Consider the following 22,022-nt stretch of genomic DNA (forward strand, 5'->3'; position numbering starts at 1 on the left):
AACTCGCAGGTCAATAGGGGTTTCACAGGAATGTGGCGCACTGGGTAACGTGCCTCGTGCAGGGCGCTCGCCGGGGCACCTGTCACGTCTGTTCCCGGCCAAGGGCACCCACCCCGTGCACGGGTTCCGGGATCAGGCGAGCCGCACTGGTCTACCGGCAATCCCGGGGGCCGGACCGACGGAGGAGCACACGTGACCGTGGAGAGCACTGCCGCGCGCAAGACGACGCGACGCAGCGCCGCAGGCAAGACCGGCAGCACCGGCAGCAAGGCGGCCGGCACCACCGGCACCAGGCGCGCCACTGCGAAGAAGACGACCGGCGGGACCGAGCCCGAGCTCGTCCAGCTGCTGACGCCCGAGGGCAAGCGAGTCAAGAACGCGGAGTACGACCCGTTCGTCGCCGACATCACCGACGACGAGCTGCGCGGCCTGTACCGCGACATGGTGCTGACCCGTCGTTTCGACGCCGAGGCCACCTCCCTGCAGCGCCAGGGCGAGCTGGGCCTTTGGGCGTCCCTGCTCGGCCAGGAGGCCGCCCAGATCGGCTCCGGCCGCGCCACCCGCGAGGACGACTACGTCTTCCCCACCTACCGCGAGCACGGCGTCGCCTGGTGTCGCGGCGTCGACCCGACCAACCTGCTCGGCATGTTCCGCGGCGTGAACAACGGCGGCTGGGACCCGAACGGCAACAACTTCCACCTCTACACGATCGTCATCGGCTCCCAGACGCTGCACGCCACGGGCTACGCGATGGGCATCGCCAAGGACGGCGCCGACTCGGCGGTCATCGCCTACTTCGGTGACGGCGCCTCCAGCCAGGGCGACGTCGCCGAGGCGTTCACCTTCTCCGCGGTCTACAACGCCCCCGTCGTGTTCTTCTGCCAGAACAACCAGTGGGCGATCTCCGAGCCCACCGAGAAGCAGACCCGCGTCCCGCTGTACCAGCGCGCCCAGGGCTTCGGCTTCCCGGGCGTCCGTGTCGACGGCAACGACGTCCTGGGCTGCCTCGCGGTCACCAAGTGGGCGCTGGAGCGCGCCCGCCGGGGCGAGGGCCCCACCCTGGTCGAGGCGTACACCTACCGCATGGGCGCCCACACCACCTCCGACGACCCGACCCGCTACCGCCACGACGACGAGCGGGTGGCCTGGGAGGCGAAGGACCCGATCGCGCGCCTGCGCAGCTACCTCGAGTCCGAAACCGACACGAACGAGGGATTCTTCGCGGAACTCGAAGCGGAGAGCGAGGCGTTGGGAAGGCGAGTGCGCGAAGTGGTGCGTGCCATGCCGGACCCCGACCACTTCGCCATCTTCGAGAACGTGTACGCGGACGGGCACGCGCTGGTGGACGAGGAGCGCGCGCAGTTCGCCGCGTACCAGGCGTCGTTCGCCGACGTGGACGTAGAGGAGGGCAAGTAGCGATGACCACGCAGACCGCGACATCGGCGTCGATCTCGGCGCCGAAGAACATGGCGCTGGCCAAGGCGATCAACGAATCGCTGCGCAAGGCCCTCGAAGCCGACCCGAAGGTCCTCGTCATGGGCGAGGACGTCGGCAAGCTCGGCGGCGTGTTCCGGGTGACGGACGGCCTCCAGAAGGACTTCGGCGAGGACCGGGTCATCGACACCCCGCTCGCCGAGTCGGGCATCGTCGGCACGGCCATCGGTCTCGCCCTGCGGGGCTACCGCCCGGTGGTCGAGATCCAGTTCGACGGCTTCGTCTTCCCCGCGTACGACCAGATCGTCACCCAGCTCGCCAAGATGCACGCCCGCTCGCTGGGCAAGGTCAAGCTGCCGGTCGTCGTCCGCATCCCCTACGGCGGCGGCATCGGCGCCGTCGAGCACCACTCGGAGTCCCCGGAGTCGCTGTTCGCGCACGTGGCGGGCCTGAAGGTGGTCTCGCCGTCGAACGCGTCGGACGCCTACTGGATGATGCAGCAGGCCATCCAGAGCGACGACCCGGTGATCTTCTTCGAGCCGAAGCGCCGCTACTGGGACAAGGCCGAGGTCAACCCGGACGCGATCCCCGGCCCCCTGCACAAGGCCCGTGTGGTCCGTGAGGGCACGGACCTCACCCTCGCCGCGTACGGCCCCATGGTGAAGCTCTGCCAGGAGGCCGCCGACGCGGCCGCCGAGGAGGGCAAGTCCCTGGAGGTCCTGGACCTGCGGTCGGTGTCCCCGCTGGACTTCGACACGATCCAGGCGTCCGTGGAGCGGACCCGCCGGCTGATCGTGGTCCACGAGGCCCCGGTCTTCTTCGGCTCGGGCGCCGAGATCGCCGCCCGCATCACCGAGCGGTGCTTCTACCACCTGGAGGCCCCCGTCCTCCGGGTCGGTGGGTACCACGCCCCGTATCCGCCGGCGCGTCTCGAGGAGGAGTACCTGCCGGGTCTGGACCGGGTGCTCGACGCCGTCGACCGCTCGCTGGCGTACTGAGGGAGAGGTCCGTGACGACGATGACAGACACGTCTCTGCGCGAGTTCAAGATGCCCGACGTGGGCGAGGGACTCACCGAGGCCGAGATCCTCAAGTGGTACGTCCAGCCCGGTGACACCGTCACCGACGGCCAGATCGTCTGCGAGGTCGAGACGGCCAAGGCCGCCGTCGAACTGCCCATTCCGTACGACGGCGTCGTACGCGCCCTGCACTTCCCCGAGGGCACCACCGTCGACGTCGGCACGTCCATCATCGCGGTGGACGTGTCGGGCGGCGCCGCCCCCGCGCCCGCCGAGGAGGCGCCCGCGAAGCCCGCCGCCGAGCCGCGGCCGGCTGAGCCCGCCCCGGCCAAGCCCGCCCCGGCCAAGCCGGAGGGCCGCAAGCCGGTCCTCGTCGGCTATGGCGTCGCCGAGTCGTCCACGAAGCGGCGCCCCCGCAAGGGCGTCCCGGCCGCCGCGGCGCCCGTCGAGGACACCCTGTACGGCGCCACCGCCCTCCAGTCCGTCCAGGGCGAGCTGAACGGCCACGGCCCGCACGCCGTCTCGGCGCCGCGCCCACTGGCGAAGCCGCCGGTGCGCAAACTGGCCAAGGACCTCGGTGTCGACCTGGCGACGGTCACCCCGTCCGGCCCGGACGGCATCATCACCCGCGAGGACGTCCACGCGGCGGTGGCCCCGCCGAAGACGCCCGAGCCCGCCACGGCGGCGCCCGTCGCGGTCGCGGCCGCCGCCGCCGTTCCGGCGCCGGTGGTGTCGTACGACGGCGCCCGCGAGACCCGTGTCCCCGTCAAGGGCGTCCGCAAGGCGACGGCCGCGGCGATGGTCGGCTCGGCGTTCACCGCCCCGCACGTCACGGAGTTCGTCACGGTCGACGTGACGCGCACGGTGAAGCTGGTCGAGGAACTCAAGCAGGACAAGGACATGCAGGGCCTGCGGGTGAACCCGCTCCTGCTGATCGCCAAAGCCCTGCTGGTCGCGATCAAGCGCAACCCGGACATCAACGCCTCCTGGGACGAGGCGGCCCAGGAGATCGTCGTCAAGCACTACGTGAACCTGGGCATCGCGGCCGCCACGCCGCGCGGTCTGATCGTGCCGAACATCAAGGACGCGCACGCGAAGACGCTGCCGCAACTCGCCGAGTCCCTGGGCGAGCTGGTGTCCACGGCGAAGGAAGGCCGCACCTCCCCGGCCGCCATGCAGGGCGGCACGGTCACCATCACCAACGTCGGTGTCTTCGGCATCGACACCGGCACGCCCATCCTGAACCCGGGCGAGTCGGCGATCCTCGCCGTCGGCGCGATCAAGCCGCAGCCGTGGGTCCACAAGGGCAAGGTCAAGCCGCGTCAGGTGACGACCCTGGCGCTCAGCTTCGACCACCGGCTGGTGGACGGGGAGCTGGGGTCCAAGGTCCTCGCGGACGTCGCCGCGATCCTGGAACAGCCGAAGAGGCTGATCACCTGGGCGTGACACCGCCTTGTGCACGATAGGCTCATGGTGAAGGGGCCGGTCGCAAATTCGTCTTGCGACCGGCCCCTTCGTCGTGGGTCCTGTTCAAGCCCTCGTCAGCGCTGGTTGAGCACGTACACCGGCGCCCCGTCCTCCGTTGCGCCCTGCGGGCGGATGCAGGCGTGCTTGCGCAGCAGCCGCAGGCAGTCGTTGACGCGCTGGACGGACAGCCCCGTACGGGCGGCGATCGCCTCCAGCGGTTGACGCAGTTCACCCTCCTCGACGAGCACGGGGGCGATCACGACGGCCACGGTCCAGACGTCCGCCGTCACCGACAGCCGCTCACGCCAGTCGGCCAGCACGGACTCGGTGGTGGGGTGCGTCTCGAACGCGGTGGCGGAGGGGGTGCCGGAAGGGGGCGGGTGTTCGACGGAGAGAGCGTCGAGCCGGTTGGCGATGCGCTCCATGGCCTGGGCCATGGCTTGCTGGGCGACGAGGCCGGCTCGCTGCATCTCTGCCATTTGCTTCTGCGCCTCCAGCATCTGTTGCTGGGTGTCCACCATCTGTTGCTGTGTCTCCAGCATCGTCTGCTGTGTCTCGACCATTTGCTGCTGCAGAGCGAGTGACTTCTGCTGGGTGACCGCCAGTTGCTCGTCGGCCTGGAGGTTGCGCTCCTCCAGCCGGACGATGGCGTCGGCGATCTGCTCGGGCATGGCGTAGGCGATGGGGGCGCCCGGGCCGGCGGGCTGCACCTCGGCCTCCTCCAGGGTGTAGGAGCCCTCGCGCTGAATGGTCTCGATCACTTCGGCGACCCACTGCTTGAAGGGCGCGCACTCCGGCTTGGTGCAGGCGCCGACGAGCAGGACGAGACCTTGCAGAGAGATGACGTTCAAGTCTCGGCGCCACTCCCTACCTGCGGGAATGCCGAGACCGTAAGCCCCAGTTACGGTCTCGAGAATGTCTCGGTGCTCGTCCGGGACGTGATCCGAGAGTGCCTGTCGCGAGTTGGTGTGCCCCAACTGCTTGCAGACATCCACCGCCGGAAACCAATGCGTCCCGTCCGGCATGGCCAGGCGGCGGACGCGGGCCCCGGTGGCGGCGTACACGAAGTCGCCGGCGTCGATGGCGTCGCGCTGCGTCCGGGGGTCGGGTTGGTGCTTGCTGGGTTCGATCATCTGAACCACCTCCGCTGCGGAACGTAGGGCGGAGGAAATCGAATATGCCAGCTGAATGGGTGATGTTCACTATCGCGAGCGAGGATCGCGGAATCGGCTTGTGGTGGGAACGGCGAAGGGGGCCACCGCGGTTGGGCGGTGGCCCCCTTCCGCACCTATGGTGAGGGCGCGGTCACATCGCGGCGAAGCCGTAGTCCATCAGCTTCTTCACGTCCGCGGTGCGGTTGTCCGCGGACGGCGCGGTGAGGACCGCACCCACGACGGTCTTGCCGTTGCGGGTGGCGGCGAAGACGAGGCAGTACTTGGCCTGGGTGCCGGAGCCGGTCTTCACACCGTAGGTGCCCCTCCAGCCGAGCAGCTTGTTGGTGTTCTCCCAGGTGTAGTAGCGGTAGCCGCCGCTCTTGGTCGTCACCTTCTGCTTGGTGACCTTCGTGCCCACGATCGACTTGAACGTGGTGTTCTTCAGCGCGTTGCTGGCGAGCTTGGTGAGGTCACGCGGCGTTGAGTAGTTCGAGCCGTTGCTGATGCCGTCGAACGAGTCGAACTTCGTGTTGGTCATGCCGAGGCTCTTCGCGGTGGAGTTCATCTTGCCGATGAACGACTTCACGCGTGCGGAACGCGTCGAGCCCGTCCCGAACTTGTCGGCCAGGGCGTACGCGGCGTCGCACCCCGACGGAAGCATCAAGGCGTAGAGCAGCTGACGGACGGTGACCTTGTCGCCGACGATCAGACCGGCGTGGGAAGCCTGGTTCTTGACGATGTAGTCGCTGTACACCTTGGAGACCGTGACCTTGGCGTCCAGGTTCAGGTTCTTCTGCGACAGCACGACCTTGGCGGTCATGATCTTGGTGGTGGAGCCGGTGGCACGCGGGGTGTCGGCGGCCTTGGTGAACAGGCTCTTTCCGTTGGAGTTGTTCATCACGAACCCGCCCTTGGCGGTGATCGTCGGCTTCGGCGGAGCGGCCTGCGCCGGAGCGGAGCCGGCGACTCCAGCCACCACCACCGCACCGGTGGTGACGGCTACGGCAGCGGCTCTGCGGACACGTGCACCCTTTATGGCGGTAATCAAGTCAAGTACCCCGATTGTGTCAAATGTCTGAGGAGCGCGGCCGGTTGGGAGCCGGGTCGGCAGGCACAGCAGGGCCGCTTCTCGTGTGACAAGTGAGTAGCACAAAAGGTTGTGCTGCGGGTGGCGCGGGGGTCAATTACGGCCCATCTCACAGGACTCCGGCGGCTCCAGGGTGGGTGTCACAGGGGGTTCGTTCCGGATCGTGGACGGGGCGGGCGATGCGTACGTGTTGTATCTATGCTGTGGCCATGGCCTCCGCAGCACCCTCGAAGCCCCGTCCGTCCGCAGTCCCGGCCGTCAAGCGGCCCCCCGCCGCCGACCGTGTGTACGCGCACGTCAAGCAGGGTGTGCTGGAGCGTCGCTACGAGGGCGGCACCCTGCTCACCGAGGGCGAGCTGGCCGAGGCGGTCGGGGTGTCCCGGACGCCGGTGCGGGAGGCGCTGCTGCGGCTGGAGGTCGAAGGGCTGATCAAGCTCTACCCGAAGAAGGGCGCGCTGGTCCTGCCGGTGTCCGCGCAGGAGATCGCCGACGTGGTCGAGACCCGGCAGCTCGTCGAGGAGCACGCGGTCCGCAAGACGGTCCCGGCCTCCCCGCGGCTCATCGCCCGCCTGGAGGAACTCCTCGAACAGCAGAAGGCGCAGGCCGCCGCCGGTGACCTGGCGGGGGCGGCGGTGACCGACCGCTGTTTCCACGCCGAGATCGTCCGCAGCGGCGGCAACGAGATCCTCTCCCGTCTCTACGACCAACTCCGCGACCGACAGCTGCGCATGGGCGTCGCCTTCATGCACGCGCACCCCGACCGCATCACCAAGACGCTCACCGAGCACGAGGAGATCCTCCGGGCGCTGCGCGCGGGGGACGCGGAGGCGGCCGTGAGCCTCGTCCACCGTCATGTGAACTGGTTCTCCAACCTGGCGCGGGGGGACGTCCGTTGAGTCGCCCCTCCCTGTCCTCGTCCGCCGCGCTGCCCGGAGACCCGCCCGGTGGCCGCCGTGCCCTCGCCGTGTGGAGTATCGGCGTCTCGGTCTACTTCGTCGCCGTCATCTTCCGTACGTCGCTGGGAGTGGCCGGCCTCGACGCCGCCGACCGCTTCCATGTGAGCGCCTCCGCCCTGTCCACGTTCTCGATCCTGCAACTGCTCGTGTACGCGGGCATGCAGATTCCGGTGGGCCTGCTGGTGGACCGCCTCGGCACGAAGAAGGTGCTGACCCTCGGGGTGGTGCTGTTCACGGCCGGTCAGATCGGCTTCGCGCTGGCACCGTCGTACGGCATGGCGCTGGCCTCGCGGGCGCTGCTGGGCTGCGGCGACGCGATGACGTTCATCAGTGTGCTGCGACTCGGTACCCGTTGGTTCCCGGCCCGGCGCGGTCCGCTGATCGCGCAGTTCGCGGGGCTCGCCGGCATGGCGGGCAACCTGGTGTCTACGCTTGTGCTGGCCCGGCTGCTGCACGGGGTGGGCTGGACGGCGGCGTTCGCGGGCAGCTCCGTCGCCGGGCTCGTCGTCCTCGTCCTCACCCTGCTGTTCCTGAAGGACCACCCGGACGGGCACGAACCGGAGCCCTTCCCGCACCAGGGGGCGGCGTACGTGCGGCGGCAGATCGCGGCGTCCTGGCGGGAGCCGGGCACCCGGCTCGGGCTGTGGGTGCACTTCACCACGCAGTTCCCGGCGATGGTGTTCCTCCTGTTGTGGGGGCTGCCGTTCCTGGTGGAGGCGCAGGGGCTGAGCCGGGCCACCGCCGGTGATCTGCTCACCCTCGTCGTCCTGTCCAACATGGTGGTCGGACTGGTGTACGGCCAGATCGTGGCCCGGCACCACGCGGCGCGGCTGCCGCTGGCGCTCGGCACGGTGCTCGCGACGGCGGCGGTCTGGGCGACCACGCTCATCCATCCCGGTGAGCACGCGCCGATGTGGCTGCTGATCGTCCTGTGCGCGGTCCTCGGCGCCTGTGGCCCCGCCTCGATGCTCGGCTTCGACTTCGCCCGTCCCGCGAACCCGCCGGAACGTCAGGGCACGGCCTCCGGGATCACCAACATGGGCGGTTTCGTCGCCTCCATGACGACCCTGCTGGCCGTCGGCGTCCTCCTCGACCTCACGAACGACAACTACCGCATCGCCTTCTCCGCCGTCTTCGTCCTCCAGGCCCTGGGCCTGACCCAGATCCTCCGCCTGCGCGCCCGAGCGGCCCGCCGCGAACGGGAACGCCTGGTCGCCAGCCGGGTGGAGACGGTGCACGTACCGGCGTGAGGGCACACTCAGGTCGCTACGAGTGATCGGGGCCGAGTGAGGGGGGCGTAGCGGGCGCGACGCCCGCCGCCGTCCGCTGCACCGCCGTCTGCTACACCGTCACCGCGAAGGCGTGGAGGATGGCCGCGATCAGGTGGGGGTCGCCCTCCGCCTTGATGCGGTCGGCGACCGCGTCGGCGGTGACGCGGCCGCAGGCGAGGCGGACGTAGGTCTCCCAGTCCAGGGTGAGGGTGGCGGCGGGGCCGAGCGCGGGCGAGGTCTCCAGGGTGCCTCGGCCCTGGATGTCGACGCGGACCGTGCGGATGAACTCCACCGGGCCGTGCACATCGAGGACGACGGCCGAACTGCGCGGGGCCTGGGCGTCCTCCGCGACGACCTTCGGCAGGACGGAGAGCAGCTCGTCCCGGACGATGTACGCGCCCGGCGAGTCCAGGTTCCCCGGCTGGCCGAGCGCCGCCCGCAGGTCCTGTTCGTGGACCCACGTGTCGAAGGCGCGATTACGCATCGCCTGTTCGAGGGTCAGTTCCGTGCCGAGCGGGCCGCGCACCTTGTGGTCGGGCTGCCGCGACTCGTTCCGCAGCTGGCGGTTGCGGCGGATGATCGTGTACTCCAGCTCGGACGTCATCTCCGGCGCCGTGTGGTGGCGGCGGGCGTCCACCTGCATCTCCATGTACCGCTGGTGCTCCGTGCGCACGTGGTACAGGTCCCGCGGCAGGGTGTGGATCGGCCGCGGGTCGCCCAGCATCTCGCAGTCCATGCCGATGACATGGGAGACCACATCGCGCACCGACCAGCCGGGGCACGGCGTCCGCCTGTTCCACTCGCCCTCCACGAGCGGTGCCACCAATTCGGCTATCGCATCCACTGCGTGGGTCCAGGCGTCGGCGTAGGGCTGAAGAGTGGGATGCAGACTCACGGAACGGGACCCCTCGGGCGGTCGGTACGTGTCAGTACGGTCGGTGCGTGTCGGCTACGTGGCGGGTGGTCTTCAGTAGGGGCGTCGGCGTTGACGGCGGGGGGTGGGCGTCGGCGGCGGTCAGTGGGTGCTGTGGAACGTTAAGTTACGCTGCTGTGCGGCACCCCGGCAGTGCTTTCGTGTGACGATCGTAGGCCCGTGTTTGACGGCTCGAATGCCAGGACGGTGGTAGTGTGCGCGCCTCGCTCCTTCAGATCGGTGTAGACGAGGACGAATCGGTCGATTCGCGCAGGCGTCGGGTGGCTTCGCTGGTCCGTGAGCAGGCCGGAGCCGATCTCGTCGTTCTCCCGGAGTTGTGGACCACCGGCGCATTCGCGTTCGAATCCTTCACCGCGGAGGCCGAGCCGCTCGACGGGCCGACCCATGAGGCGATGGCCAAGGCGGCGGCCGACGCGGGCGTCTGGCTGCACGCCGGCTCGATCCCCGAGCGGGACCCCGAAGGCCCCCTCTACAACACGTCCCTCGTCTTCTCCCCCGCCGGTGAGCTCGCCGCCGCCTACCGCAAGATCCACCGCTTCGGCTTCGACAAGGGCGAGGCCGTCCTGATGGGCGCGGGCGAGGAGCTGGTGACGGTCCGCCTGCCGGACACCACCCTCGGCGTCGCCACCTGCTACGACCTCCGCTTCCCCGAACTCTTCCGCGGCCTCGTCGACGCCGGCGCCGAGACCTTCGTCGTCCCCGCCGGCTGGCCCGAACGCCGCCGCGCCCACTGGACCCTGCTCGCCAGGGCCAGGGCCGTCGAGAACCAGGCGTACGTCCTCGCCTGTGGAACGGCGGGCACGCACGCGGGAGTTCCGCAGGCCGGTCACTCGATCGTGGTCGACCCCTGGGGTGAGGTGCTGGCCGAGGCGGGCTCCGGGGAGGAGGTCGTCACCGTGGACCTCGACGCGGCGAGGGTCGCGACGACCCGCGAGCAGTTCCCGGCCCTGAAGGACCGGCGGCTGGGCCTGGAGACCCCGCCTCGCTGACCCCCGGCCGACGCTTTCTTCCGTCCCTCTGGTCTCCCTCCTAGTCGATCCCCCTCTCCCGCTCCGCCAGGTTGATCACGCACACCGTCACGGCGATCAGCAGCGACGGGTCCGCGTCGTCGCGGACGACGTCGAGGCCGTACGTCTCCCTGACGTGCAGCCATTTGCGGGAGACGACGGCGAGGGTCTCGCCCTGGTACTCGATGAGGAACTCGCGGTCGAGGATCTTGCCGCTGACGTCCAGTTCCGTGCCGTCCGTCAGCGACACCCGGTAGTGGTTGCGCAGCAGTGACAGGCGCTTGCGGCGGACCGTGGCCAACGGTTCGCCCTCCCGTTCGATCACCATGGTGTCGCGCAGCGCGAACATCTTCTTCCGGATGTCGATCAGGACCCGCCCCGCCGAGTCCTTCAGCTCGAAGGTGTCCCGCAGCCGCAGGGCCTTGCCGTCGACGAGGAAGACCTTCCTGCCGTGCTCGTCCTCGATCCAGTAGTCGTCACCGATGCCGAGGATCCGGTCGCGTACGAGGAATCTCATGCCCTCAGACGTTCCCCGGCGCCCGCCACCCCACCTCGCCAGTAGGCCGAAAGGACGCAGGTGCCGGCCTTGCACTCAGGTTGTCCACAGGCCTCCGGCGATGTTGTCCACAGGCGGCCGAGAGTTGTCCACAGGCTCAGCGGCGGGTCGCGGGCAAGTGGCACCCTTGATCCATGAGCGATTCCACGACCCAGCACCCCGCACCCCGCCGTGTCCGTGTCCGCGCCCCGGAGCTGACCGGCAAGGGCGGCTGGCTGAACACGGGCGGGACGCACTACACCCTCGCTGACCTGCGAGGAAAGATAGTGCTGCTGGATTTTTGGACGTTCTGCTGCATCAACTGTCTGCATGTCCTCGACGAGTTGCGCGAGCTGGAGGAGAAGCACCGTGACACCGTCGTGGTCATCGGGGTGCACTCCCCGAAGTTCGCGCACGAGGCGGAGCACGCGGCGGTGGTCGACGCCGTCGAGAGATACGGGGTCGAGCACCCGGTCCTCGACGATCCGGAGCTCGCCACCTGGAAGCAGTACGCGGTACGGGCCTGGCCGACCCTCGTGGTGATCGACCCGGAGGGGTACGTGGTCGCCCAGCACGCGGGCGAGGGTCATGTGCACGCCATCGAGCGGCTCGTCGCCGAGCTGGAGGCCGAGCACGAGGCGAAGGGCACCCTGCGGCGCGGCGACGGACCGTATGTGGCGCCGGACCCCGAGCCGACGGTGCTGCGCTTCCCCGGGAAGGCGCTGCTCCTGCCCGGCGGGGACTTCCTCGTCAGCGACACCACCCGCCACCAGCTGGTGCGGCTCGCCCCGGACGGCGAGACGGTCGTCCGCCGGTACGGCGCCGGTGAGCGCGGCTTCGTGGACGGCGGCGCCGAGCACGCCCGGTTCAGTGAGCCGCAGGGCCTGGCGCTGCTGGACGGCGGGACGGTGGTCGTCGCCGACACCGTGAACCACGCGCTGCGCCGCCTCGACCCGGACACCGGCGAGGTCTCCACCCTCGCGGGCACGGGCCGCCAGTGGTGGCAGGGCTCGCCCACCTCCGGCCTGGCCTGGGAGGTCGACCTGTCCTCACCGTGGGACGTGGCCGTCTTCGGCGGCAAGGTGTGGATCGCGATGGCCGGCGTCCACCAGTTGTGGACGTACGACCCGGAGGACTGCACCGTCGCCGTGGCGGCGGGCACGACGAACGAGGGGCTGGTGGACGGCCCGGGTGCCGAGGCGTGGTTCGCGCAGCCCTCGGGCCTCGCGGCCACTTCGGACCGGCTGTGGCTCGCCGACTCCGAGACGTCGGCGCTGCGCTGGGTCGACATCGACGGGGCGGTCCACACGGCGGTCGGCACCGGCCTGTTCGACTTCGGGCACCGCGACGGCGCCGCCGACCAGGCGCTGCTCCAGCATCCGCTGGGGGTCACGGTCCTGCCCGACGGTTCGGTCGCGGTCAGCGACACCTACAACCACGCGCTGCGCCGCTACGACCCGGCCACGGGTGAGGTGACCACCCTCGCCACGGACCTGCGGGAGCCGAGCGACGCGGTGCTCGTCGGGGACGACATCGTGGTCGTCGAGTCCGCCCGGCACCGGCTGACCCGGCTGCGGCTGCCGGAGGAGACGGTGAAGGTGGAGGCCGTCGCCCACCGCACCCGGCGCGCGCCCACCGAGGTCGCCCCGGGCAGCCTCCGGCTCGACGTCGTCTTCCAGGCGCCCGCCGGGCAGAAGCTCGACGAACGGTACGGGCCGTCGACCCGTCTGCTCGTCTCCTCCACGCCGCCCGAGCTGCTGCTCGGGGGTGAGGGCGTGGACACGGCCCTGTCCCGGACGCTGGAGCTGAACCCCTCCATATCCGAGGGCGTCCTGCATGTCTCGGCGATGGCGGCGTCCTGCGACGACGACCCGGCCAACGAGTACCCGGCCTGCCATGTGCACCAGCAGGACTGGGGTGTGCCGGTCCGGGTGTCGTCCGGTGGCGCGGACCGGCTGCCGCTGGTGCTCGCGGGAATGGACGAGGGCACGGCCGGCCTCGGCTGAGACCGTTCGCCGACGCCGCCCTCGTCGCCCACCGGGGCGGTCACACGCCGCCGTACCCGTCCCGGTGGTGGTGCCGCTCCTCGTCGATGACAGGCGTCGTGGACGGCACCACGACCCGCCTGCGCCTGGCGATGCTGCTGAACGTCGCGACACCGATCAGTCCGACGATCATGAAGATGATGCCGACCAGGTCGAGGTTGACGCCCTGCATGTCCCAGTCGGTGGCGAACGTGAGGATGGCGCCCACGGCGATCAGAATGATGCACCCGCCCAAACCCATGAGTGTTCCCTCCCAGTCCGGTTGGGTCGGCCGGTCGTTCCGGTCGTTCGGTCCTACCGGTGGACTCCGGGTACCCGAACTGGCTTGCCAGTAACAGGGGGAGGCCGTTCGGGTGCCGGGCGGGGTGCCGGTCAGCCCTCCAGGAACGCGGCCAGGGCGTTCGCCAGGAGGTAGGGGTCCTTGGCCCCGCAGAGTTCACGGGCGCTGTGCATGGAGAGGATGGCGACGCCGATGTCGACGGTCTGGATACCGTGCCGGGCCGCGGTGATGGGCCCGATGGTCGTGCCGCACGGCATGGAGTTGTTGGAGACGAACGTCTGGAACGGCACGCCGGACTTCTCGCAGGCGGCGGCGAACACCGCGCGGCCCGAACCGTCGGTGGCGTAGCGGTTGTTGACGTTCACCTTCAGCAGCGGGCCGGCGTCCGCGCGCGGGTGGTGCGTGGGGTCGTGCCGCTCCGCGTAGTTGGGGTGGACGGCGTGACCGGTGTCCGAGGAGAGACAGATCGTGCCGGCGAAGGCGCGGGCCCGGTCCTCGTACGTGCCGCTTCGGGCGAACACCGAGCGCTCCAGCACCCCGCCGAGGAGCGGCCCGTCGGCGCCGGTGTCGCTCTGGGAGCCGTTCTCCTCGTGGTCGAAGGCGGCGAGGACGGGGATGTACGACGGGCCGTCACCGGAGGTGGCGACCGCGGCGAGCGCCGCCGTGGCGGCGTGGACGGAGAGGAGGTTGTCCATGCGGGGCGCGGCCAGCAGTTCCTTGTCGCGGCCCAGGTAGGCGGGCGGTTCGACGGAGTGGGTCATCAGGTCCCAGCCGGTGACCTCGCCCGAGGGCAGGCCCAGTTCCTGCTCCAGGAAGGCGATCAGGTCGCCGTCGCGGACGTCGTCGCCGAGGCCCCAGACGGGCTGGAGGTGGCGCTGCTTGTCGAGCTTCAGGCCCTCGGAGGAGACGGAACGGTCGAGATGGATGGCGAGTTGGGGCACCCGCAGAAGGGGCCGGTCGATGTTCACGAGGCGGTTGGTGCCGTCGCGCAGCGAGAGCCGGCCGGCGAGGCCGAGGTCGCGGTCCAGCCAGGAGTTGAGCAGCGGGCCGCCGTAGATCTCGACGGCGACCTGGCGCCAGCCGTGGGCGCCGCTGTCGGGGCGCGGCTTCACCCGCAGGTTGGGGGAGTCGGTGTGGGCGCCGACGATACGGAACGGCGTGTGGGGTTCGGCTCCCTCCGGCACGTACCAGGCGATGATCGCGCCGCCGCGCAGCACGTACTTGCCGCCCAGGGAGCCGTCCCACGCGTCCGTCTCGGACACCTGGCGGAAGCCGGCCTTCTCCAGCCGCTCCGCGGCGTTCGCCACCGCGTGGTACGGGGACGGGCTTGCCGCGAGGTAGGTCATCAGGTCGTCGGTGTGGCCGCGATCGAAGCGTGGGGGTGTGCGCATGGGGTTCACCTTAACGACGTACGAGGGCCCGCTCCCGGGGTTGGGAGCGGGCCCTGGTGTGAGGAACGGGGGGACGGGCGGTGGACGGACGGGCAGGGCCCGTCCACCACCCGACCGCGTCGGAGTGGGGCCCCGGCCCCGAGCGGCACCGCCGCCGGGGCCGTTGGCCGGGAGGTCAGAACGCCTCTTCGTCCAGCTCCATCAGGTCGAGGTCGACGCCCTCGGAGATCTTGCGGGCCAGAGTGACGCCGGGCAGGACGTTGGCGGCGAAGAACTTGGCCGCGGCGATCTTGCCGGTGTAGAAGGCCTTGTCCTTGGCGGACGCGTTCGGCAGCTTCTCGGCGGCGACGGCGGCGCCCTTGAGGAGCAGGTAGCCGACGACGACGTCACCGGAGGCGAGCAGCAGGCGGGTGGTGTTGAGGCCCACCTTGTAGATGTTCTTGACGTCCTGCTCGGTCGCTGCGAGGTCGGTGAGCATGAGGCCGACGATGGCCTCCAGTTCGACCGCGGCTTTGGCGAGGTGCTCACGGGCACCGGCCAGCTCCTCGCCGCCCTCACCCAGCGCCAGGAACTTCTTGATCTCCTCGGCGAGGGAGTTCAGCGCGGCGCCCTGGTTGCGGACGATCTTCCGGAAGAAGAAGTCCTGGCCCTGGATCGCCGTGGTGCCCTCGTACAGGGTGTCGATCTTGGCGTCGCGGATGTACTGCTCGATCGGGTACTCCTGCAGGAAGCCGGAGCCGCCGAAGGTCTGCAGGGACTGGGCGAGCTGCTCGTAGCCCTTCTCGGAGCCGTAGCCCTTGACGATCGGGAGGAGCAGGTCGTTCAGGGCGTGCTCGGTGGAGGCGTCCTCGCCGGCCGCCTCCTTCACCGCGATCGAGTCCTGGACGGAGGCGGTGTAGAGGACGAGCGCGCGCATGCCCTCCGCGTAGGCCTTCTGCGTCATCAGCGAGCGGCGGACGTCGGGGTGGTGCGTGATGGTGACCTTGGGCGCGGTCTTGTCCATGAAGTTCGCCAGGTCGGGGCCCTGGACGCGCTCCTTGGCGTACTCGAGGGCGTTGAGGTAGCCCGTGGAGAGGGTGGAGATCGCCTTCGTGCCGACCATCATGCGGGCGAACTCGATGATGCGGAACATCTGGCGGATGCCGTCGTGCTTGTCGCCGATCAGCCAGCCCTTGGCGGGGTGGCGGTCGCCGAAGGTCATCTCGCAGGTGTTGGAGGCCTTGAGGCCCATCTTGTGCTCGACGTTCGTGGCGTAGACGCCGTTGCGCTCGCCCAGCTCGCCGGTCTCGAAGTCGAACAGGTACTTCGGGACGAGGAAGAGGGACAGGCCCTTGGTGCCGGGGCCGTGGCCCTCGGGACGCGCGAGGACGTAGTGGAGGATGTTCTCCTCCATGTCGTGCTCACCGGAGGTGATGAAGCGCTTCACGCCCTCGATGTGCCAGGAGCCGTCCTCCTGCTGGATCGCCTTGGTGCGGCCCGCGCCGACGTCCGAACCGGCGTCCGGCTCGGTGAGCACCATGGTGGAGCCCCAGGTCCGCTCGACCGCGATCTGGGCGATCTTCTTCTGTACGTCGTTGCCCTCGTCGTAGAGGATGCCGGCGAAGGCCGGGCCGGAGGAGTACATCCACACGGCCGGGTTCGCGCCGAGGATCAGCTCCGCGTAGGACCAGATCAGGGAGGCGGGGGCGGTGGTGCCGCCGATGCCCTCGGGCAGGCCGAGCCGCCAGTACTCCGACTCCATGAAGGCCTTGTAGCTCTTCTTGAAGGAGGCCGGGACCGGGGCGGTGTTCGTCTCCGGGTCGAAGACCGGCGGGTTGCGGTCGGCGTCCGTGAAGGACTCCGCCAGCTCGTTCTCGGCGAGGCGGGTCAGCTCCTCCAGGATGCTCTTGGCGGTGTCCGTGTCCATCTCCGCGAACGGGCCGGTGCCGTACAGCTTGTCGCGGCCGAGCACCTCGAAGAGGTTGAACTCGATGTCGCGGAGATTCGACTTGTAGTGCCCCATGGCGACGACTCCGTAAGAGAGGGATCGGCGAGGCACTGGATCCTCGCGCTAGTTCACATACCAACAAGTAGCTTCTCTTCGATGATGCTACCCACCGGTAATAAGAAGCAAGCCCGATTGGGTCATCTGTGACTCGTTACGCTTTGCCGCATGTACGGCTACGACCAGAGCGCTGGCACTCAGCAGCAGTACGCCCCGCCGCAGCAGCCCATGTCCGGGCAGCAGATGCCGGGGCAGATGCCCGGCGGCCCGATGGGCGGGGGTTACGGGCAGCAGCCTCCGCTGTACCCGGAGCCGTCCCCGCCGTCCCTCGCGGACGCGGTGCGTGCCTTCACGACGGGTCAGATGGCCGCCGAGGACTTCCAGCAGGTCTTCGCGACGTCCAAGGTCTACTGCCCGCGCGGTGACAACCCCGGGTTCCTGGCGCTGCACAACACGCAGCAGCCGGTGATCCCCATGTTCACCTCGCTCAAGGAGCTGCGCCGGTACGCGGGCAAGGAGTCCAAGTACTTCGTGATCACCGGCGCCGAGGTCATCGACCTGCTGCCCACCGGCTACGGCTTCGTCCTCGACATGGAGGGGGAGCACCGGATGGTCTTCGACGCGAAGGCGGTGGAGCAGATGGTGGAGTTCGCGATGCGGCGCATGTACGGATAGCTCCGCGCCACGCCCGACGTGCCGTGCGGCTCGGTGGGCGACGGCAGGTGGGGGTGTCGGTCCCGGCTCGGTGTCCGGGGTCGATCGCGGGACGAGAAGAACGCCCGGAGGGAATGCCCTCCGGGCGTTCGTCGTTAGACCTGGCAGAAAGTTCAACAATCAACTAAAGTGAACGCACAAGGAGGTACCGACATGCCCGCAGTGACCGTCGAGAACCCGCTGACCCTGCCCCGTGTCGTCGCGTCGACCGACGCGGTGTCCCGTCCGGTGCTCGCCGTGACGACCGCGCCCAGCGGCTTCGAGGGCGAGGGCTTCCCGGTCCGCCGTGCGTTCGCCGGGATCAACTACCGTCACCTCGACCCGTTCATCATGATGGACCAGATGGGCGAGGTGGACTACGCGCCGGGAGAGCCGAAGGGCACGCCCTGGCACCCCCACCGTGGCTTCGAGACCGTCACCTACATCATCGACGGGATCTTCGACCACCAGGACAGCCACGGCGGTGGCGGCACCATCACCAACGGTGACACCCAGTGGATGACGGCCGGTTCCGGTCTCCTCCACATCGAGGCGCCGCCGGAGGCCCTCGTCATGTCCGGCGGACTCTTCCACGGCATCCAGCTGTGGGTGAACCTCCCGGCCAGGGACAAGATGATGGCGCCGAGATACCAGGACATCCGCGGCGGCCAGGTCCAGCTCCTCACCACCCCCGACGGCGGCGCGCTGCTCCGCGTCATCGCCGGTGAGCTGGACGGGCACCAGGGGCCCGGCATCACCCACACCCCGATCACCCTGCTCCACGCGACCGTGGCGCCGGGCGCGGAGATCACGCTTCCGTGGCGCGAGGACTTCAACGCGCTGGCGTACGTGCTCGCCGGGCGCGGCAGCGTCGGTGCGGACCGGCGCCCGATCCACCTCGGTCAGACGGCCGTCTTCGGCGCGGGCTCCTCCCTCACGGTGCGGGCGGACGAGAAGCAGGACTCCAACGCGCCCGACCTGGAGATCGTGCTGCTCGGCGGACAGCCGATCCGTGAGCCCATGGCCCACTACGGCCCGTTCGTCATGAACACCCGCGACGAGCTGCAGCAGGCGTTCGAGGACTTCCAGAAGGGCCGGCTGGGCACGATCCCGGCGGTCCACGGGATGACCGAGGGCGGTCTCTGACGACCGGCTCGCCGGCTCTGCCTGCGAGTGCTGCTGACAGCTGCTGATGAGGCCCCTGCCCGACCGGGCGGGGGCCTCCGGCGTGTGCGGGGACCGGCGGCACAAGGAGAAGAATCGCGTCCAGCGTCCTGATGCTCGCCGGACCCCTCGTGACCTGCGCCAACACCCCGGACTACACCGACGAGGACGGACTGCGCGAGACGGTCGCCCGGGGTGGTCCTGATGGTGCGTCCGACGGTCGGGGAGTAGCGGGATCCCGTGCGGTACGACATGCGCCGCGTTCTTCCGGCCGCGTGTTGCTCAGAGCCTGGTGTTGCCGCCCTTGTTGGTGATGGTGGGGGTCTTGCAGGTCTTCCAGGTCAGTTTGTCGGGGCCTGTTTTGCCGCTGCCCCTGCCGCCCCAGCGGACGAGGGGGAGGGGGGTGCCGTAGTAGCCGGGGCCGTACCTGTTGTTCTTGATGGTGTTGGCGGAGCCGCAGCGCTCGCCCTTCTTGTGGTCGCGCCACTCGCTGAAGATCGCGTAGGTGCCGGACCTGGTGAAGGTGTTGCCGGTGACGGAGTTGTTGCGGCTGCCGTCGCGGATGCGGACCGGGTCGCCGGTGATGGAGGAGAACGTGTTGCCGACGATGGTGCTGCCGGTTGTGTTGACCAGGTACACGCCGTGCATGTGACCGGCGTTGCGGAGCTTCGTGAACTTGTTCTTCCTGATGACGATGCCCGACGAGTTCTTCACATGGACCCCGGCGTAACCGGTCCTGCCGCTGAGGTTCTTGAACGTGTTCCCGGTGATCGTGACGTCCGAGACGTTGCGGAGCAGGATCGCGTTGTCGTGTCCGGAGAAGGTGCGGCCCTTGATCGTGAAGCCGCCGGGACCTCCGTTGATGCAGAGCTGGTAGTCGCCCGGCGGGCACGGGCCCTGCCCCGGGTACGTGGCGGCGGCGCCGGCCGTCGCGGACCAGCTGGGTTCGGCGAGGCCGGTCAGGACCAGTGCGCCGCCCAACGCCGAGGCCGCCAGCGTCCTCGGGAGAAGGAGCGTGCGTGCCGTGCGTGTGGTGCGTGCGGTGTGCCTGCGCATGAGGTTGTTGCGTCCCTTCGGTCGGTGGTGGGGCGCGCGGCCGGTCCACCCCCGTGGGTCCGGCCGTCGCGACAGCAACCGAGCCTGGGCCGTCTGATCCTGTCCGGCAACGCCTTGCCGTGTCCCGGACAGAGCGCGGCTGTCCGGGCTGGTCAGCGGCTTGTCCGGACCGTACGGCGGGGTGCTCGACATGGCCGGGACAGGGGTTGTCGGCCGTTTACCCCCGGCTGACAATGACCGCATGGCGAGCACGGGGGACCGCGGGAGTACGGGGAAGCTGGGGGCCGGTGGGGAGTTGGCGCCGGAGACCGCGCGTACCTCCGCCGAGTACGTCGCCCTGCTGCGCCTGCTCAAGGAGCGCAGCGGGCTGACCTACCGGCAGTTGGAGCAGCGTGCCGCCGAGCGGGGCGAGGTCCTTGCCCGCAGCACCCTCGCCGACGTCCTGCGGCGGGACGCGCTCCCGCGTGCCGAGGTCGTCTCCGCGCTCGTCCGGGCCTGCGGGGTACCGGAGACCGCCGTACCGACGTGGCTGGCCGTCAGGGAACGGCTCGTTGTCATGGGGGACGCCCCGCGAGAGGAGAAGCGAGAGCGAGCGGGGCGCGGGTCTGGTGATGGACCGGCCGGCGGCGGGGTGTTCGGGGGTCGGGTTCGGGCCGCGTCGCTCGCCGCCGTGGCCTCGCTCGGTACGGTCGCCCTGATCGTCGTCGGCGTGCTGGTGTGGCTGCCGCACGACGGGACGTCGTCGAACCGTGGTGGGGACGGGGACCGCAGGCGGACGACACGCACGTCGGAGCCCTCCGGGACGCGGGCAGGTGAGGACGCGGACGGTCCCGTGCCGCCCGGACCCGCTCCCGGGCTCACCCGCATCCGCCCCGTACGCGCTCCCGACCTGTGCCTCACCGACGGGGACGTACGGGTGGACAGCGGTGAGTCGAAGGTGGTGGCGATGCAGCGGCCGTGCGAGGAGGCCGTGCCGCCGAAGACGTATCTGCTGCGGGCGGACGACGGGTACTACCGCATCCAGTGGGACCACCCGCGGCACGGCAAGGGCTGTCTCACCCTGCTCAGCGACAGCCAGTTCCAGCGCATGTTCGAGCCCTGGGACGACTGCGAGGTCGGCGGCTCCTCCCAGCTGTTCCGCATCGAACGGGCCGAGGGCACCGGCAGGGGCACCAAGGGCGCGTGGCGGTTGCGGCCGGGGCGGGGCGACGCGGACATCTGCGTCGGTATGCGCGGCGGTCCCGAGGAGAAGGGGGCGGTCGCGGTGGCGGAGGGCTGCGCCGACGCGACCGGCGGCGGTGGCGCCGGCGACGCGCAGCTGTTCCTGATCGGCCGCGACCCCACCGGGCGCGAATGAGCCGCGGACGACCCGCACCGGTCCGGCCGGTCGCCCACGTCACCCGGCCGGGGTGTCCGCGCACGACAGGGTGACGGTGGCCGTGGTCCGCTGGAGGAGTGCAGCTGCTCCCCGAACCCGTGCGGCGTCTGGCTGCCTGGTGTGCCGTCGTACTGCTCGTCGCCGGGGTCGTGTACGTCGGGGTCCGGTTGTGCGTGGAGTTCAGGACGGCTGTCACGCCGGTGCTGCTCGCCCTGCTGGGGGCCGCGTTGCTCGGGCCCTTGCACCGGCGGCTGGTCAGGGCGCGGATGCACCGGTCGCTCGCCGCGGGCCTCACCTGTGTCGCCGTGGTCGCGGTCGTGGGGGGAGCGGTCTACGTCGTGGCCGCCGCGCTCATCGGCACCGGGGACCAGATCATCGCCTCCCTCAGGGACGCGGCCGAGGACGTCACCCGGCACTTCGGTGCGGCCGGCACCTCCCTGGACGATCTCGCCGCCAACGCCAAGGAGTTGCTGGGCAGGTTCGGGAGCACGGCGGCGTCCAACGTCATCAGCGGGGTGAGTGTCGTCGGCGAGGCCATCGCCATGGCCGTCCTCGCCCTGCTGCTCGTCTTCTTCTTCCTGCGGGACTCCGACCGGGTGTCCGGAACCATCCGCGCGTTGTCGCCGTGCGGGCTGGCCGACACCGTGGAGGCCATCGCGCGCCGGGCGTTCGAGGCCGTCGAGGGGTTCATGCGCGGGACGACCCTCGTGGCACTCATCGACGCCACGTGCATCGGGGTCGGGTTGCTGATCCTCGATGTGCCGGGCGCGGTCGGGCTCGCCGCGCTCGTGTTCGTCGGCGCGTACATCCCGTATCTCGGCGCCGTCGTCTCGGGTGGGGTGGCGGTGCTCGTGGCCCTCGCCGACCGGGGCGCCGTGATCGCGCTGTGGGTCCTCGGGATCGTGCTCGCCGTGCAGCAGTTGGAGGGGCATGTGCTCATGCCGATGATCCAGAGCCGGACGGTGCAGATGCACCCGGCGGTCGTCATGATCGCCCTCACCGCGGGCGCCTCGGTCGCCGGCGTCCTCGGCATGCTCCTGGCGGTACCGCTGACCGCGGCGGCCTTCGGAGTCGTCCACGAGCTACGGGACCGGTACGCGAAGGAGGGGGTCGCCTAGCGGCGGCCCGGCCGGGGCACTGCTTGGCCGGGGGTACTACCTGGTCCGGG

At 70.1% G+C, this 22,022-nt stretch carries 19 protein-coding genes; 11 read left to right on the top strand and 8 right to left on the bottom strand.

The genetic code is table 11. The features are described from left to right. Window positions 1-192 precede the first annotated feature (192 nt). Genes pdhA through ACZ4Z3_RS21865 form a run of 3 tightly spaced genes read left to right on the top strand, consistent with a single transcriptional unit; the run spans window position 193 to window position 3,898 of the window. On the top strand, window positions 193-1,416 hold the full coding sequence (gene pdhA / locus ACZ4Z3_RS21855) for a pyruvate dehydrogenase (acetyl-transferring) E1 component subunit alpha (protein ID WP_355391000.1): 1,224 nt from the start codon (window positions 193-195) through the stop codon (window positions 1,414-1,416). Window positions 1,417-1,418: 2 nt separating this feature from the next. Then, on the top strand, window positions 1,419-2,432 hold the full coding sequence (locus ACZ4Z3_RS21860; RefSeq protein ID WP_468502548.1) for an alpha-ketoacid dehydrogenase subunit beta: 1,014 nt from the start codon (window positions 1,419-1,421) through the stop codon (window positions 2,430-2,432). Window positions 2,433-2,443: 11 nt separating this feature from the next. After that, window positions 2,444-3,898, top strand: a complete 1,455-nt coding sequence (locus ACZ4Z3_RS21865) for a dihydrolipoamide acetyltransferase family protein (RefSeq protein WP_468502549.1) — start codon at window positions 2,444-2,446, stop codon at window positions 3,896-3,898. A 95-nt stretch (window positions 3,899-3,993) separates the two neighbouring features. Here the strand turns inward: ACZ4Z3_RS21865 and ACZ4Z3_RS21870 are convergent, their stop codons facing one another. After that, a complete protein-coding gene (locus tag ACZ4Z3_RS21870; protein ID WP_468502550.1) occupies window positions 3,994-5,052 on the bottom strand; it encodes a BRO-N domain-containing protein in 1,059 nt (352 codons plus the stop codon). Window positions 5,053-5,224: 172 nt separating this feature from the next. After that, entirely contained in the window at window positions 5,225-6,121 is an 897-nt protein-coding gene (locus ACZ4Z3_RS21875) for a D-alanyl-D-alanine carboxypeptidase family protein (RefSeq protein ID WP_468502551.1), read from the bottom strand. 248 nt (window positions 6,122-6,369) lie between these two features. Between ACZ4Z3_RS21875 and ACZ4Z3_RS21880 the strand changes: the two genes are divergently transcribed. Continuing rightward, window positions 6,370-7,056 (top strand): GntR family transcriptional regulator, encoded by a 687-nt coding sequence (locus ACZ4Z3_RS21880; protein WP_468502552.1) that lies wholly within the window; start codon window positions 6,370-6,372, stop codon window positions 7,054-7,056. Next, the gene (locus ACZ4Z3_RS21885; RefSeq protein WP_468502553.1) at window positions 7,053-8,366 is read left to right on the top strand and encodes an MFS transporter; all 1,314 of its coding nucleotides are present in this window, start codon (window positions 7,053-7,055) and stop codon (window positions 8,364-8,366) included. The genes ACZ4Z3_RS21880 and ACZ4Z3_RS21885 overlap by 4 nt, the downstream gene beginning before the upstream one ends. 91 nt (window positions 8,367-8,457) lie before the next feature. Here ACZ4Z3_RS21885 and ACZ4Z3_RS21890 read toward each other — a convergent pair whose 3' ends face one another. Next, window positions 8,458-9,282 (bottom strand): maleylpyruvate isomerase family mycothiol-dependent enzyme, encoded by an 825-nt coding sequence (locus tag ACZ4Z3_RS21890; RefSeq protein ID WP_468502554.1) that lies wholly within the window; start codon window positions 9,280-9,282, stop codon window positions 8,458-8,460. Window positions 9,283-9,515: 233 nt separating this feature from the next. Here ACZ4Z3_RS21890 and ACZ4Z3_RS21895 point away from each other — a divergent pair, with 233 nt between their 5' ends. After that, window positions 9,516-10,310, top strand: a complete 795-nt coding sequence (locus tag ACZ4Z3_RS21895; protein WP_468502555.1) for a carbon-nitrogen family hydrolase — start codon at window positions 9,516-9,518, stop codon at window positions 10,308-10,310. 40 nt (window positions 10,311-10,350) lie between these two features. Here the strand turns inward: ACZ4Z3_RS21895 and ACZ4Z3_RS21900 are convergent, their stop codons facing one another. Then, window positions 10,351-10,845 (bottom strand): LURP-one-related/scramblase family protein, encoded by a 495-nt coding sequence (locus ACZ4Z3_RS21900; protein ID WP_468502556.1) that lies wholly within the window; start codon window positions 10,843-10,845, stop codon window positions 10,351-10,353. 173 nt (window positions 10,846-11,018) lie between these two features. On the opposite strand from ACZ4Z3_RS21900, the gene ACZ4Z3_RS21905 reads away from it, so the two are divergent. Then, window positions 11,019-12,869, top strand: a complete 1,851-nt coding sequence (locus ACZ4Z3_RS21905) for a thioredoxin-like domain-containing protein (RefSeq protein ID WP_468502557.1) — start codon at window positions 11,019-11,021, stop codon at window positions 12,867-12,869. A 40-nt stretch (window positions 12,870-12,909) separates the two neighbouring features. Here the strand turns inward: ACZ4Z3_RS21905 and ACZ4Z3_RS21910 are convergent, their stop codons facing one another. From ACZ4Z3_RS21910 to ACZ4Z3_RS21920, 3 genes are all read right to left on the bottom strand, one after another. Then, entirely contained in the window at window positions 12,910-13,149 is a 240-nt protein-coding gene (locus ACZ4Z3_RS21910; protein ID WP_055511719.1) for a DUF6458 family protein, read from the bottom strand. Between the two features lie 131 nt (window positions 13,150-13,280). Continuing rightward, a complete protein-coding gene (locus tag ACZ4Z3_RS21915) occupies window positions 13,281-14,579 on the bottom strand; it encodes a M18 family aminopeptidase (protein WP_468502558.1) in 1,299 nt (432 codons plus the stop codon). A gap of 175 nt (window positions 14,580-14,754) precedes the next feature. Further along, window positions 14,755-16,581, bottom strand: a complete 1,827-nt coding sequence (locus ACZ4Z3_RS21920; protein ID WP_468502559.1) for an acyl-CoA dehydrogenase — start codon at window positions 16,579-16,581, stop codon at window positions 14,755-14,757. Between the two features lie 150 nt (window positions 16,582-16,731). On the opposite strand from ACZ4Z3_RS21920, the gene ACZ4Z3_RS21925 reads away from it, so the two are divergent. Together ACZ4Z3_RS21925 and ACZ4Z3_RS21930 are read left to right on the top strand one after the other, a co-directional pair. Then, a complete protein-coding gene (locus ACZ4Z3_RS21925; protein WP_055712534.1) occupies window positions 16,732-17,238 on the top strand; it encodes an SseB family protein in 507 nt (168 codons plus the stop codon). A gap of 192 nt (window positions 17,239-17,430) precedes the next feature. Continuing rightward, on the top strand, window positions 17,431-18,402 hold the full coding sequence (locus ACZ4Z3_RS21930) for a pirin family protein (RefSeq protein WP_468502560.1): 972 nt from the start codon (window positions 17,431-17,433) through the stop codon (window positions 18,400-18,402). 300 nt (window positions 18,403-18,702) lie between these two features. Here ACZ4Z3_RS21930 and ACZ4Z3_RS21935 read toward each other — a convergent pair whose 3' ends face one another. Beyond that, window positions 18,703-19,476 (bottom strand): right-handed parallel beta-helix repeat-containing protein, encoded by a 774-nt coding sequence (locus ACZ4Z3_RS21935; protein WP_468502561.1) that lies wholly within the window; start codon window positions 19,474-19,476, stop codon window positions 18,703-18,705. 241 nt (window positions 19,477-19,717) lie between these two features. On the opposite strand from ACZ4Z3_RS21935, the gene ACZ4Z3_RS21940 reads away from it, so the two are divergent. Both ACZ4Z3_RS21940 and ACZ4Z3_RS21945 read left to right on the top strand, forming a co-directional pair. After that, the gene (locus ACZ4Z3_RS21940) at window positions 19,718-20,833 is read left to right on the top strand and encodes a helix-turn-helix domain-containing protein (protein ID WP_468502562.1); all 1,116 of its coding nucleotides are present in this window, start codon (window positions 19,718-19,720) and stop codon (window positions 20,831-20,833) included. Window positions 20,834-20,931: 98 nt separating this feature from the next. Then, the gene (locus ACZ4Z3_RS21945) at window positions 20,932-21,972 is read left to right on the top strand and encodes an AI-2E family transporter (protein ID WP_468502563.1); all 1,041 of its coding nucleotides are present in this window, start codon (window positions 20,932-20,934) and stop codon (window positions 21,970-21,972) included. The last annotated feature ends 50 nt before the right edge of the window (window positions 21,973-22,022 follow it).

The sequence above is a fragment of the Streptomyces sp. NPDC030296 genome (genome assembly GCF_055572815.1).

What these genes read in the sequence shown, in the direction of transcription:
- ACZ4Z3_RS21860 (WP_468502548.1), top strand. Translation starts at nt 1,419, where the DNA reads ATGACCACGCAGACCGCGACATCGGCGTCGATCTCGGCGCCGAAGAAC.
- ACZ4Z3_RS21870 (WP_468502550.1), bottom strand. Translation starts at nt 5,052, where the DNA reads ATGATCGAACCCAGCAAGCACCAACCCGACCCCCGGACGCAGCGCGAC.
- ACZ4Z3_RS21880 (WP_468502552.1), top strand. Translation starts at nt 6,370, where the DNA reads ATGGCCTCCGCAGCACCCTCGAAGCCCCGTCCGTCCGCAGTCCCGGCC.
- ACZ4Z3_RS21900 (WP_468502556.1), bottom strand. Translation starts at nt 10,845, where the DNA reads ATGAGATTCCTCGTACGCGACCGGATCCTCGGCATCGGTGACGACTAC.
- ACZ4Z3_RS21905 (WP_468502557.1), top strand. Translation starts at nt 11,019, where the DNA reads ATGAGCGATTCCACGACCCAGCACCCCGCACCCCGCCGTGTCCGTGTC.
- ACZ4Z3_RS21910 (WP_055511719.1), bottom strand. Translation starts at nt 13,149, where the DNA reads ATGGGTTTGGGCGGGTGCATCATTCTGATCGCCGTGGGCGCCATCCTC.
- ACZ4Z3_RS21915 (WP_468502558.1), bottom strand. Translation starts at nt 14,579, where the DNA reads ATGCGCACACCCCCACGCTTCGATCGCGGCCACACCGACGACCTGATG.
- ACZ4Z3_RS21920 (WP_468502559.1), bottom strand. Translation starts at nt 16,581, where the DNA reads ATGGGGCACTACAAGTCGAATCTCCGCGACATCGAGTTCAACCTCTTC.
- ACZ4Z3_RS21925 (WP_055712534.1), top strand. Translation starts at nt 16,732, where the DNA reads ATGTACGGCTACGACCAGAGCGCTGGCACTCAGCAGCAGTACGCCCCG.
- ACZ4Z3_RS21930 (WP_468502560.1), top strand. Translation starts at nt 17,431, where the DNA reads ATGCCCGCAGTGACCGTCGAGAACCCGCTGACCCTGCCCCGTGTCGTC.
- ACZ4Z3_RS21935 (WP_468502561.1), bottom strand. Translation starts at nt 19,476, where the DNA reads ATGCGCAGGCACACCGCACGCACCACACGCACGGCACGCACGCTCCTT.
- ACZ4Z3_RS21940 (WP_468502562.1), top strand. Translation starts at nt 19,718, where the DNA reads ATGGCGAGCACGGGGGACCGCGGGAGTACGGGGAAGCTGGGGGCCGGT.